The 12,237-nt window shown below is 64.7% G+C and carries 14 protein-coding genes; 4 read left to right on the forward strand and 10 right to left on the reverse strand.

Features of this window, described 5'->3' with window-relative positions:
• Window positions 1–10: 10 nt before the first annotated feature.
• From ybfE to AHA_RS07730, 3 genes are read right to left on the reverse strand one after another with little or no spacing between them, the layout of a single operon-like run.
• Window positions 11–307, reverse strand: a complete 297-nt coding sequence (ybfE, locus tag AHA_RS07720; RefSeq protein ID WP_011705430.1) for a LexA regulated protein — start codon at window positions 305–307, stop codon at window positions 11–13.
• A 20-nt stretch (window positions 308–327) separates the two neighbouring features.
• A complete protein-coding gene (locus tag AHA_RS07725; RefSeq protein WP_011705431.1) occupies window positions 328–549 on the reverse strand; it encodes a DUF2788 domain-containing protein in 222 nt (73 codons plus the stop codon).
• A gap of 55 nt (window positions 550–604) precedes the next feature.
• A complete protein-coding gene (locus AHA_RS07730; protein ID WP_011705432.1) occupies window positions 605–1,375 on the reverse strand; it encodes an alpha/beta fold hydrolase in 771 nt (256 codons plus the stop codon).
• A 291-nt stretch (window positions 1,376–1,666) separates the two neighbouring features.
• On the opposite strand from AHA_RS07730, the gene seqA reads away from it, so the two are divergent.
• Together seqA and pgm are read left to right on the forward strand one after the other, a co-directional pair.
• Window positions 1,667–2,176 carry a replication initiation negative regulator SeqA gene (gene seqA, locus AHA_RS07735; RefSeq protein WP_164927592.1) on the forward strand — a complete coding sequence of 170 codons (510 nt, stop codon included), beginning with the start codon at window positions 1,667–1,669 and terminating at the stop codon, window positions 2,174–2,176.
• A 57-nt stretch (window positions 2,177–2,233) separates the two neighbouring features.
• Complete coding sequence (pgm, locus tag AHA_RS07740; protein WP_011705434.1) at window positions 2,234–3,883, forward strand: phosphoglucomutase (alpha-D-glucose-1,6-bisphosphate-dependent); 1,650 nt, start codon at window positions 2,234–2,236, stop codon at window positions 3,881–3,883.
• An 84-nt stretch (window positions 3,884–3,967) separates the two neighbouring features.
• On the opposite strand, the gene AHA_RS07745 is transcribed toward pgm, so the two are convergent.
• Window positions 3,968–4,849 carry a DMT family transporter gene (locus tag AHA_RS07745; protein WP_011705435.1) on the reverse strand — a complete coding sequence of 294 codons (882 nt, stop codon included), beginning with the start codon at window positions 4,847–4,849 and terminating at the stop codon, window positions 3,968–3,970.
• 96 nt (window positions 4,850–4,945) lie between these two features.
• Here AHA_RS07745 and AHA_RS07750 point away from each other — a divergent pair, with 96 nt between their 5' ends.
• Window positions 4,946–5,428: a MarR family winged helix-turn-helix transcriptional regulator gene (locus AHA_RS07750; protein ID WP_011705436.1), complete on the forward strand. Its 483-nt coding sequence runs from the start codon at window positions 4,946–4,948 to the stop codon at window positions 5,426–5,428.
• A gap of 24 nt (window positions 5,429–5,452) precedes the next feature.
• Here the strand turns inward: AHA_RS07750 and AHA_RS07755 are convergent, their stop codons facing one another.
• Complete coding sequence (locus AHA_RS07755; protein WP_164927593.1) at window positions 5,453–6,043, reverse strand: TetR/AcrR family transcriptional regulator; 591 nt, start codon at window positions 6,041–6,043, stop codon at window positions 5,453–5,455.
• A gap of 112 nt (window positions 6,044–6,155) precedes the next feature.
• Here AHA_RS07755 and AHA_RS07760 point away from each other — a divergent pair, with 112 nt between their 5' ends.
• Window positions 6,156–6,821 carry a peroxiredoxin-like family protein gene (locus tag AHA_RS07760; protein ID WP_011705438.1) on the forward strand — a complete coding sequence of 222 codons (666 nt, stop codon included), beginning with the start codon at window positions 6,156–6,158 and terminating at the stop codon, window positions 6,819–6,821.
• Between the two features lie 77 nt (window positions 6,822–6,898).
• Here AHA_RS07760 and mltB read toward each other — a convergent pair whose 3' ends face one another.
• The 5 genes from mltB to AHA_RS07785 all read right to left on the reverse strand — a co-directional run bounded on the left by mltB (window position 6,899) and on the right by AHA_RS07785 (window position 12,237).
• Entirely contained in the window at window positions 6,899–8,002 is a 1,104-nt protein-coding gene (gene mltB, locus AHA_RS07765; protein ID WP_011705439.1) for a lytic murein transglycosylase B, read from the reverse strand.
• Window positions 8,003–8,097: 95 nt separating this feature from the next.
• Window positions 8,098–8,700, reverse strand: coding sequence for a CDP-alcohol phosphatidyltransferase family protein (locus AHA_RS07770; RefSeq protein WP_011705440.1), 603 nt, complete (start codon window positions 8,698–8,700; stop codon window positions 8,098–8,100).
• Window positions 8,701–8,714: 14 nt separating this feature from the next.
• The gene (locus AHA_RS07775; RefSeq protein ID WP_011705441.1) at window positions 8,715–9,353 is read right to left on the reverse strand and encodes an ATP-binding cassette domain-containing protein; all 639 of its coding nucleotides are present in this window, start codon (window positions 9,351–9,353) and stop codon (window positions 8,715–8,717) included.
• Between the two features lie 23 nt (window positions 9,354–9,376).
• A complete protein-coding gene (locus AHA_RS07780; protein WP_011705442.1) occupies window positions 9,377–11,053 on the reverse strand; it encodes an ABC transporter permease family protein in 1,677 nt (558 codons plus the stop codon).
• On the reverse strand, window positions 11,053–12,237 hold the full coding sequence (locus tag AHA_RS07785) for an ABC transporter substrate-binding protein (RefSeq protein ID WP_164927594.1): 1,185 nt from the start codon (window positions 12,235–12,237) through the stop codon (window positions 11,053–11,055). The genes AHA_RS07780 and AHA_RS07785 overlap by 1 nt, the downstream gene beginning before the upstream one ends.

Raw genomic sequence — 12,237 nt, forward strand, 5'->3', positions numbered from 1 at the left:
TGCTTAACGGTCAGATTGTGATGCCTGCAGCATGTGCAGACTCAATCTGTTGCTTCAGGATAGATTGGATCAGCTCGGCTCGGCTGACGTTCTGTTGTAACGCAAGTTGGTTCAGGCGTTCCAGCAACTCGGCCTCCACCTTTAACTCTACCCGCTTCAAACCGTTCTCCCGATCGCGCTTGAGCTGGTTGCGCTTGTTGATCTTGAGCTGGGTCTCGCGGGGGAGTGGGTTGGTCTTTGGCCTGCCGGGGCGCTTCTCATTTGCGAACAGATCCAGTGTTGTTCGATCAGTTTGCTGTTTGGCCATACATCACAGATGAAAATAAGTTAGCCGATGCCTGAGCCTTCCCAGCCCAGTTCGATCAGCCCCTTGGCGACAAAACCTGCACAACCCAGGAAGAGTACCAACCAGACGATGAGTCGGCCGAAACGGGGCACGTTGCCGCGTTTGAGCACGTCCTGAATGGCCAGGCCAATCAATACGAAAATGGCCACAAAGAATAACTTCAGGCCCAGACTCTCAATCAGGTCGATATGTTCACTTAGCATGGATTGCGCACACTCCTTATGACGGGCGCACTATATCACAAAGGATTTGAAACTGTTAACCGCCTGTCGACAGGAAATCCACAACCAGTTTGTTGAACAAAACCGGCTTTTCCGCGTGCAGCCAGTGACCGGTGCCGGCGATGACCCGGGCCTTGGCGGCGGGGAATTGCGCCATCACAGTGTCGGTATGTTCAGGCTGCATGTAGTCGGAATCCCCCCCCTTGATGAAGAGCGCTGGGCCCTCGAAGCGGCTCTGTGCATCGGGCCAGCCCATGATGTTGGCGTAGTTGCGCTCAAGGGCCGGGACGTTGAAACGCCAGCCCCAGCCGTGCCCGGTTTTGGCAAACGACTTGAGCAGGAACTGGCGTACGCCGGCGATCTCGATGTGCTGCGCCAGGATGGCTTCCGCCTCGCTGCGGCTTTGCGGAACCTGTTCGAGGGTGGCGTTGAGGCCGGCGAACACATTCTGGTGGCGGGCGTGGGGGTAGGCGACCGGCGCGATATCGGCCACCACCAGCTTGGCAACGCGCGTTGGCGCGAGCTTGGCCAGCTGCATGCCCACCTTGCCCCCCATGGAGTGACCCACGATGGCTACCTGCTCAAGCCCGAGCCGATCCAGCAGGGCGAGCAGATCGGCGGCCTGGGCCGGGTAGCTCATCTCGTCGGAGTGAAAGGAGGCGCCGTGGTTGCGCAGATCGACGCTGATGACCCGGTATTGTTCGCTCAGCGGGCGTGCCAGCAGGCCGAGGTTGTCGAGGCTGCCGAACAGCCCGTGGATCAGCACGACAGGCTGGCCCTGGCCCTGGCCCTGCTCCTTGAAGTTCAATAATGGGTTTTGTTGCAAAATGACACCTTGTCGGTCGTGAGTGCGTTGCTCGTTGTGATTTAACACACTGGAAAGAAAAGGATTTCACTCATTGCGGAGCAAAAAAGTGTGGTTTATTTTCTAAAAAAGTCTGCCAGATCGGCTATCAGTGCGACGGATCACACACTTGGCCCGCTATTATGCCGTATTCTCGATGAGATTCATGCACATCTGTCCGCCCCTTGCTTGGGCTGCCGGGTTTGCCTATGTATAATCGCCGCATCCGAATTTCGACGAGTCCAGCGCATCCCTATGAAAACCATCGAGCTTGATGACGATCTCTACTTCTATATCGCCAGCCAGACCCGGCACATCGGCGAGAGTGCCTCCGATATCCTGCGCCGCCTGCTGGAACAGCCCGCCAACCAGGCAGCTCCGGTGACCGAACCGGTGACGACGGCCCAGCCGCACACTGTGGCCGATGCCATGGGGCTGGAGGCGCTGCTCGACTCTGGCGAGCTGCAAAAAGAAGAGAAGTCTATCAACCGCTTCATGCAGGTGCTCAGTACCCTCTACCGGGATGACCCGGTCGGGTTTACCCAGGCCACCGAAATCAAGGGGCGCAAGCGCGTCTATTTCTCGCGGGATCCCGATGCCCTGCGCGCCAGCGGCAGCACCACCAAGCCCAAGCCGGTGCCGGAGACCCCGTTCTGGGTGATCACCAATACCAACACCAGTCGCAAGCAGAACATGGTGGCCCAGCTGATGACCAGCATGGGGTATGGCGACGAGGTGATCGCCCGGGTGTGCGGCGCAATTTAACGCTTCATCAGACTCAGGCCTTGCCGGGCAAGGCCGCCATCAAGCAAGGACAACGCCATGGCACAGCATTCCCACGCCGGTCAGCCGGCCCGTTTGAGCGACCTGACCAACATCCCCCGTCTGGTCAGCGCCTACTACCTCAACAAGCCCGACATGAGCCGCCCCGAGCAGCGGGTTGCCTTTGGCACCTCCGGTCACCGCGGTAGCGCCCTGCACAATGCCTTCACCGAATCCCACATCCTGGCGGTGACCCAGGCGCTGGTGGAGTATCGCCAGCAGGCCGGCATCACGGGCCCGCTGTTTGTCGGCATGGATACCCACGCCCTCTCTGAATCCGCCTTTGCCAGCGCGGTGGAAGTGCTGGCGGCCAACGGCGTCGAGACCCGCATTCAGGCCGGCCTCGGTTTTACCCCGACCCCGGTCATCTCTCACGCCATTCTGCGCCACAATGCCGGCAAACCGGCTGCCCGTGCTGACGGCGTGGTGATCACCCCGTCCCACAACCCGCCGGAAGACGGTGGCTTCAAATACAACCCGCCCCATGGCGGCCCCGCTGAAGGGGAGATCACCAAGTGGGTGGAGGATCGCGCCAACGCGATTCTGGAAGCGGGTCTGGCCGGCGTGAAGCGCATGGCGTTCGCCGAGGCCCTCAAGAGCCCGTTCGTGGCCCTGCACGATTACGTTACTCCCTATGTGGATGACCTGAAGAACGTGCTGGACATGGATGCCATCAAGCAGGCCGGCATCAAGATCGGTGTCGATCCGCTTGGCGGCTCCGGCGTCGCCTACTGGGACGTCATCGCCAAGACCTATGGTCTGAACATCGAGGTGGTGAACTACAAGGTCGACCCGACCTTCTCCTTCATGACCCTGGATAAAGACGGCAAGATCCGGATGGACTGCTCCAGCCCGTTCGCCATGGCCAGCCTGATTGCCCTCAAGGACAAGTTCGACATCGCCCTTGGCAACGACCCTGACTACGACCGTCACGGCATCGTCACCAAGTCCGGCCTGATGAACCCGAACCACTATCTGGCGGTGGCGATCCAGTATCTGTTTACCCATCGTACCGGCTGGTCCAAAGAGTCTGCGGTCGGCAAGACGCTGGTCTCCTCTTCCATGATCGACCGAGTGGCCGGCGAGATTGGCCGCACCCTCAAAGAGGTGCCGGTCGGCTTCAAGTGGTTCGTGGATGGCCTCTACAGCGGCGAGTTCGGCTTTGGCGGCGAGGAGAGCGCGGGCGCCTCCTTCCTGCGCAAAGACGGCACCGTCTGGACCACTGACAAGGATGGTTTCATCCTGGCGCTGCTGGCGGCGGAAATTCTGGCGGTGACCGGCAAGGATCCGCAGACCCACTACGATGCACTGGAAGCCAAGTTTGGTCGTTCCAGCTATCGTCGCATCGACGCCCCGGCCAACAGCGCCCAGAAGGCGGTGCTCTCCAAGCTGGATCCGGCGCTGGTGGAAGCCTCCACCCTGGCCGGCGAGCCCATCATCGCCAAGCTGACCAAGGCGCCGGGTAACGATGCCGCCATCGGCGGCCTCAAGGTGGTGACCGAGAACGGCTGGTTCGCGGCGCGCCCCTCCGGCACTGAGTCCATCTACAAGATCTACATGGAGAGCTTCAAGGGAGAGGCGCACCTGGACCTCATCCAGCAGGAAGCCCAGCAGATCGTCTCCGCCGCCCTGGCCAAGGCCGGGGTCTGAGTTCGACTCAAGCACCCGCGGAATATGAAAGAGGAGCCTTGATGGCTCCTCTTTTTTATTGCGCTTGAGTTGGAGCCGTCGTGCTCACGGCTTGCCGCACTGGCCGGTGCTAGCCCGGCGGGCCTGCCAGCGTTTGAAGAAGGGGCGGGCCGGCAGCTTCATCAGGAACAGGGAGAGCAGGATCACCCCGATGCCGAGCCATTGGCGAGCGTCCAGCGTTTCCCCCACCATCAGCACGCCGCAGGAGACCGCCACCATGGGGTTGGTGAGGGCCAGCATGCCCATCACCTCCGGGCCGTGGCGCTTGAGCCCCCACAACCAGGCCCAGTAGGCCAGCGCCGTGTTGAGCAGGATCAGCCAGAGCAGGCCGGGAGCGCTTGCCGGCTGCGGCATCGGCATGGGGCCGGCCAGCCACCAGGCGAGCGGGATCAGCATCAGGCCGCCCAGCAGCAGCTGCCAGGCGGTCAGCGCCAGTAGATCGCTGACCGGCCAGCGCTGCATCCAGCGGCTGGACTGGCCGATGAGCAGGGTGGCCAGTAGGGCGCAGGTGACGCCGACAGGATCCAGGTTGGCGGAAGGATTGAGCAGCAACAAGACCCCGCCCAGCCCCATCAGGCCCAGCAGCAGCCATTTCAGAGACGGCCTGACGCCATCTTGTAACCAGGCCAGCAACATCAAGACCAGCGGCAGGGTGGCACCCAGGGTGCCCGCCACGGCCCCCGGCAGCCGGAAGGCGGCCACGAACAGCAGGGCGAAAAACGCAGCGATGTTGCAAAACGCCAGCAGGCACTGCTTTCCCCAGGGCAGGGGCGGCAGGCGCGGGCGTACCAGCAACAGGAGCAACCCGGCCGGCAACGCCCGCCACACCGCCACCCAGTAGGGGGAGTAGTCGGTCAGAGAGAGGCTGACGACGGCATAGGTGCTGCCCCAGAGCAAAGGGGCCAGCAGGGCGATCAGCATGGGCATGAATTTGTCTCTTTATGAAGTATCTTCAAGTAAAGATAAATTAGCCTCAAATTGGTTTACCATCAAGTATCTCGATGAAAAGATAAGTGGCCGAAGATGGAATCAGATCATGTAGACCTGCTGCTGGCCCAGTGGGCCCGGCAGCGTCCGGATCTCGACTGCTCTCCCATGGGCGTGCTGGGACGGGTGGCGCGAATGGCGGCGATCGCCGGACGGGAGGTGAGCGAGGAGCTCAAGGAGTGCGGCCTGCTCGGCAGCGACTTCGACATTCTGGCGACCCTGCGCCGGGCCGGCGAACCGCTCACCCCGACCGTGCTCTATCAATCCGCCATGTTGAGCTCGGGGGCCATGACCGCCCGGCTCGACAAACTGGCAGAGCGAGGCTTGATCGAACGTCAGGCCGCCCCGAGCGATCGGCGCAGCCTGCTGGTCTGTTTGACCGACGCGGGCCGGGAATTGGTTGACCGGGCGGTGGAGCGGCACGTGGCCAACGAGCGGCGCCTGCTGGCGCCATTGACCCTGGCCGAGCAGGAGCAGCTGGCCGCCCTGCTCAAGCGCTGGCTGCTGGAAAACGAGTGAACCCCGCAGCCGGGTGAACTGTCGTCATGCGTCCGCAGACAGGATGGCCTGCATCTGGGCCAGCACTGCGTTCACCTTGGCTGCGGGCGGATGGGTTCGGCCCAGCACGCGCAATCCCCACACCATGGTCATCAGCAAGGCGGCGGTGGCGTCGACGTCGCGCCCGGCGGCCAGCTCCCCAGCCACCTGCGCCTGGCGCAGGGCTGCGCTGACCCGCAGCTCGACTTCGGCGAGGTGGCTGCTGGCGGTCTCCTGAATGAGCGGGTGGTGGCGGCCGATCTCCAGCAAGGTGTTGACCAGCAGGCAGCCACGGTGCGCCTCGCTGGCGATGGCATCCCGGGCCACTGCATCGAGCAGGGCCTGCACGCCCGCCAGGGGGGAGGCTGTCGAGCCCAGGATCTGCTCGATCTGCGCCAGGCTCTGCGCCGAATAACGCTGCAGCACCTCCATGAACAACCCCTCCTTTGAGCTGAAGGCGCCATACAGGCTGCTGGGCTTGAGTCCCATCCGTTCGACCAGCGCGGCAATGCCGGTGTTGCTGAAGCCGGTATCCCAGAAGGCGTTGAGAGCGATTTCCAGTACCTGTTCTCTGTCAAATGATGCGGGTCTTGCCATCTCGAGTCCTGCCTTGTGAAACTCCATTCTGGAGTGATCGCTAAAAAACAACTTGACCATGGGGCGTGGTCCGCTTGATATTGTAGCGACCACTACAAAAAGGATGGTCATGATGCACACACTCGAGCAAAAAATCAAAGCGTACGATGAGCAGAAGCAGCGCCAGGTACCGGCCCCGGTACTGGCCCTGATGGAGGAGGCGACCCGCAGCTTGCAGGCAAGCGGGCTGGAGCAGGCTGCGCTCGGGCGCGGAGAGCGGATGCCCGACTTCGCCCTGCCGGATCAGCACGGAGTGGTGCGCCCGCTCTCCCACTATCTGGCGGAGGGCCCTGTGCTGCTCAACATCTATCGCGGTGGCTGGTGCCCCTACTGCAACATGGAGATGCAGGCGCTCAACGCCGTGTTGCCGGCGCTGCGCGAGCGCGGCGTGAACCTCATCGGCATGACGCCGGAAACCCCCAGTTCGGCGCAGGATACCCTCACCGCCAACGGGCTGGCGATCACCGTGCTGAGCGACGAGGGCAACCGGGTCTCGGCAGAGTTGGGACTGGTGTTCGAGCTGCCGGAGGCGCTCAGGCCCATCTATGCCGGCTTTGGCATCGACATCCCGGCGAGCAACGGCGACGAGAGCTTCACTCTGCCGGTACCGGCCAGCTACATCATCGGCCAGGACCGCACCGTGCACTACCACTTCATCAACGCCGATTACACCCGTCGGGTCGAGCCGGCCGCCCTGCTTGCCGAGCTGGATCGTCTGGCGAAGGCGGGGGCACTGTAAACGCACACTGCACCCGAAGGCGCAGTGTGGATGGTTGGCAAGGCGGCCCTGAGGGCCGCCTTTTTTATCCGGCCGACTCAGTAACCGCCGCGGGCATCCTTCACCGCCAGCCCCAGCTGCCACACCGCCATGGCGTAGTGGGTGCTGTGGTTGTAGCGGGTGATGGTGTAGAAGTTGGGCAGGCCGTACCAGTACTGATAGCCGGTGCCCACATCCAGGCGCAGCAGGCTCGCCTCGCTGTGGTTGCCGAGGGTGCTGGTGGGGGTCAGCCCGGCGCGGCGCAGGGAGGCGACCGGGTAGCGGGTCTGGAAGCCGTGCTCGTAGCCGGGCAGCTGGCCCTGACCGCGCACCGCCACCGGTTGCCCCTTCTCCCAGCCGTGGGCCTTGAAGTAGTTGGCCACGCTGCCGATGGCATCCACCGGATCCCACAGGTTGGTGTGGCCGTTGCCGTTGAAGTCCACCGCGTAGCGCTGGAAGCTGGAGGGCATGAACTGGCCGTAACCCATGGCGCCGGCGTAGGAGCCCTTGGGTTCGGTGGGATCCATCCCCTCGTCGCGGGTCATCACCAGAAAGGATTCCAGCTCGCTGGTGAAGAACTCGGCCCGGCGCGGATAGTCGAACGCCAGGGTCGCCAGCGCATCCAGGATGCGGGTCTTGCCCATCACCCGGCCCCAGCGGGTCTCCACGCCTATGATGCCGACGATGATCTCCGGCGGCACCCCATAGACCTGCTGGGCACGGTTGAGCTCGTTCTCGTACTCACGCCAGAAGCTGACGCCGTTCTGTACGTTGTCCGGGGTGATGAACTTGGCGCGGTAGCGATTCCAGGCGCCGGTCGGGCCGGTGGGCGGCGTGGTGGTGGGGGCCTGGGCGTCCATCAGGCGGATGATCCAGTCATAACGCTCGGCCTGGGCCAGCACCCGGTGCAGCTCGGCGCCGTCGAAGCCGTGCTTTTGCACCATCCGCTGCACGAAGTTGTCCACGTTGGCGCGATTGGCGAAGTCCCCCTTGCTGACACCCGGCTGGCTCACCTGCCCATAGAAGGGTTTGCTCGGCGGCGTCTGGTTGATGAAGGCGCTGTTGGGCTGGGGCTTGACCACGGGCTTGGCAGCCGGCGTGCTGCTGCAGCCATAGAGCATGGGAAACAGGGAGAGGGTGAGCACGGAGACAAGGCGACGCATAAGGTTCTCATGAGCCTGAAAAAGAGTGTCGCCATGGTAAAACATTGTCGTCCATGCGCAAGTGTTCCGTAGCGGGCCCCTCCCGTCGTTCTGCCTCAACGCAGGGTGTGGTAACCGCTCCAGAGCCGGGTCAGGGTGGTGATGGCGCAGAGCAGGGCAAAGCCGTAGGCGAGGGGGGCGAAGGCGGCGGGCCACAGGCACATCAGCACGAACAGGGCGATGGTCTCGCTCCCCTCGGTGAGGCCGCCCAGATAGTAGAGGGATTTGTGGTGGTAGACCGGATTGTCGATGCCCCGCTTGCCCGCCATGATGGCAAACACCAGAAAGCTCGAGCCGGTGCCCATGAAGGCAAACAGCAGGGTGGCGGCGGGCAGCGCATTGGCGGGGGCGGCGAGGGCAAAGCCCAGCACCACGGCGGCGTAGAAGATGAAATCCAGCGTGATGTCGAGAAAGCCGCCGCAGTCGGTGATGCCGGTTTCCCGCGCCACGGCGCCGTCGAGTCCGTCCAGCAGCCGGTTGAGCAGGATCGCCGCCAGCGCCCATTGATAGCAGCCAAAGGCCAGCAACGGCAACGCCAGCATGCCGATGGCAAAGCCGGTGAGGCTTACCTGGTTGGCGCTGATCCCGGCGCGGCAGAGCGGTCTGGCGAGCCGGGTGAGGGGGCTGCGGATAACGGGGATCAGGTGGCGGTCAAACAAGGTGAACTCCTCGGTCAAAAACAGGATTCGGTGAGCTGGAGTATGGTGCCCGGCGCGTCATCTTCGTCGTGGGTCACCAGCAGAGCGGGGATGGCCAGTGCCTTGATCTGCGCGAACACCAGCGCGCGAAAGGCGCCCCGCAGCGGCTTGTCGAGGCGGGAGAAGGGCTCGTCCAACAACAATGCCTCGGGCTCGGCCAGCAGGGCCCGCAGCAGGCTGACGCGGGCCTTCTGGCCGCCGGAGAGCGTCCCCGGCAGCTTGTCAGCCTGATTTGTCAGATCCACCTGCGCCAGCGCGGCCACTGCCTTTTCCCGCCGCGTCCCGTGCCCTTTCACGCTGGCCGGCATGCCAAACATCAGGTTCTCCGCGACCGTCAGATGGTCGAACAGCAGATCATCCTGAAACAGCATGCCGATGCGCCGCGCCTGGGGCGGCAGCTGGGTGAGCCGGCGCGCGCCGAGGGTCACGTCCCCCTCCAGCCTAAGCGGGCCGCTTGCGGGCAATACCCCCGCCAGCGCCGCCAGCAGCGAGCTCTTGCCACAGCCACTGGGGCCCATCAGGGTCAACACCTCGCCCGGCACTATCTGCAGGGCGGGCAGCGAGAGCAGCAGGTTTTCCTCCAGATAGAGGCGAAGGGGCGTGGTGCTCAGCATATGGCTATTTCCATCATGAGAGTTCATCGTGAGCCGTTCCCTTTGAGTGCCGGGTTGAGCCTGGCCGGCAGCCAGAGCGCCAGCAGATAGATAACGAGTGGCAGCAGCAGTTGCAACAGGCCGTAGAGCCCCGCCAGCCGCCGGTTGAGGCCGCTACCGATGGCCACCGCCTCGGTGGTGATGGTGACTACCCGGCCTGCGCCAAACAGCAGGGTCGGCAGGTATTGGGCCAGACTCACTGCGGCTCCGACGCCGAAGGCAAACAGCAGCGGACGGGCCAGCAGCGGCCCTTTCACCTGCCACCAGGCTCGCCACGGGGTTGCCCCCAGCAGCAGGGCACTCTGGGTGAGCCGCGGGTCGAATTGGCCATAGGGGCCGTGCAGGCAGAGATAGACGTAGGGAAAGACAAACAGCAGCTGGCTCCAGAGTACCCAGCCCCAACCGATGCCATCGCCCCCCCACCCGAGGCTGAACCAGTCCACCCCGAGCCGAATGCCGAACAGCAGGCTGGCCTGCGGCAGCAGCAGCGGCAGGCAGATGAGCCAGAGCGGCCAGGGGCGGCGGCCGGCCTGCGCCTCCAGGCTCAGCACCGCCATCACCAGCGCTATGGCTCCGCTCGCCAGCGCCAGCAGGATGCTGGTGGTGAGCAGCGGCGACAGGGTCGGCAGCAGTTCGAGCCAATAACGGCTGCTCCACTGGCTCGGCCAGAGGGCGGGAAAGGGCCAGCGCCGGGCCAGTGACCAGAGCAGCAAGGCCCCCAGCACCGCCAGATTGAGGACGATCAGGGTCGCCACGCTACCGGCAGCCAGGGCGCGGCCAAGAGCACTTGGGTTTGCTCGCCGGCCATCGAGCCAGCCGGGTTTGCCAAGGGTTCGATGGGCCAGCTCCAGCAGCCGCAACAGGGCCAGCAGCAACGCCGTGATGGCGAGCAGCAGCAGGGCGCCGCTGGCGGTGGCGCCGCGCCAGACCAGATCCGGATCCTGATACCAGAGCCACAGGCGCACAGCCAGCGGGGCGGGGGCATCGGGCCCGAGCAACTGGGCCAGATCCACCACCGCCACCCCGTAGGCAGCCACCGCGTAGAGGGGCAGACGCAGGGCGGGCCACAGCGCCGGCAGCAGCAGGCGCCACCAGATCTGGGGGGCGCTGAAGCCAAGGCAGGCCCCCAGCCACTGCTGACGCGCTACCCTGGCTGGGTCTTGCGCGCCGAGCGCCATCAGCAGCAGGAAGGGGGTCTCCTTGAGGGTCAAGGCGAGGATGAGCCCAAGCCCGGCGGGATCGCGCAGGGTCTGCCAGTCGGGGGGCAGCTCGAACCCGGTGAGGGCCGGCGAGAGCAGGCGCAGCAGCCAGCCGGAGGGGGCGAGCAGAAAGGCAAAGCCGATGGCAAAGGCGACGTGGGGCAGCGCCAGCAAGGGCGAGAGCAGCCGGCGCAGCCAGCCGACGGCCCGGCTGTCGCTGTGGGCCAGCAGCAGGGCGGTCAGCAGCAGGCTGGCCAGGGTCGAGGCGGCGCCAATCCACAGGCTCAGCAGCGCGGAGTGCCAGAGGCCCGGTTGGGCCAGCAGCAATTGCAGATGGAGTTGGGTCAGCCCCTCAGCCAGCAGTTGCCAGCCCCCCGCCAGCAGCGGAAGGCCAAAAACCAGGGCGCACCCTGCCGTGAACAGGGGGCGCCAATCAAGCGAAGAGCGGCCGAACCGGCTCATCAGTGACCGTAGCGCTCGGCCCAGGCCGCTTCGAGCCTGAGCTGCCAGCTGGGGTGGGGTTCGGCCACCGCCTTGAAGCGCAGCGCCGGCGCCGTTTGCTGGGTGGCGGGCAGGGCATCGGCCCGCAGCACGCTGGGGTCGCCCCAGAAGGCGGGTTCGGCCTTGCGCGCCTGGGCTGCGGGGCTCAGCAGGAAGTTGGCCACCACCTTGGCGCCGGCGCGGGCGTTGGCGTTGAAGGGGATGGCGAGGAAGTGGCTGTTGGTGAGCGCCCCTTTCGCCATGGCCACCGCCATCACGCTGGGGGGCAGGGTGCCGTTTTGTACCGCGCTCTGCGCCTCCTGCGGGTTGAAGCTGATGGCCATCGCCAGCTCGCCGTCATCGAGCAGCTGGCGGGTCTCGGCGGCGCTGGTGGGGAACAGCTTGCCCTTGCGCCAGAGTGTCGGGTGCAGTTCATCCAGCCAGGCCCAGAGCGGGGCGGTGACCCTGGCAAAATCGCTCTCGGTCGCCTCCCGATAGAGGGGGGCGGGGTCGGGCGTCAGCTCCAGCAAGATCTGCTTGAGGAAGCTGGAGCCGTGAAACTGGGGCGGCTTGGGGTAGGTGAAGCGGCCGGGGTGGGCCTTGGTCCAGGCGAGCAGGGCCGCTGCCGAGGTGGGCAGCTGTTCGACCTCTTCGCCGTTGACCATCAGGTTGAGCTGGCCTATGCCCCAGGGGGCTTCCAGCCCCTCCACCGGCACGGTGAAGTCCTCACTCACCGGCAGGCTGCCGTCGACCAACGCCATGTTGGGCAGCTCCCGGGTAAAGGGGGTGCCGAGCAGCCCCTGCTCCTTGAGCGCCTTGAAGTTCTCGCCGTTGACCCAGAGCAGGTCGATGGGGCCGCCACTGCGCTTGCCCGCCTGCTTGTTGGCCAGCAGTTGGCTGACGCTCTGGGCGATGTCATCCACCTTCACCTGCACCAGCTTGACCTGGTATTCGCGTGCCAGCTCCTGGCCGGCCCACACCAGATAGGCGTTGATCTCCGGGCTGCCGCCCCAGGCGTTGAAGTAGACGGTCTGCCCCTTGGCCTCCTCGAGGGTCTGCTGCCACTGCGGGTTGTCGGCGGCGTTGGCCTGAGTAAAGAGAAGACTGCCTGCCAGCAAGGGCAGGGCGCACAACAGCTGTTTGAACGAGGGCAATGAGAGTCGCAT

This window comes from Aeromonas hydrophila subsp. hydrophila ATCC 7966 (assembly GCF_000014805.1).
Taxonomy (GTDB): domain Bacteria; phylum Pseudomonadota; class Gammaproteobacteria; order Enterobacterales; family Aeromonadaceae; genus Aeromonas; species Aeromonas hydrophila.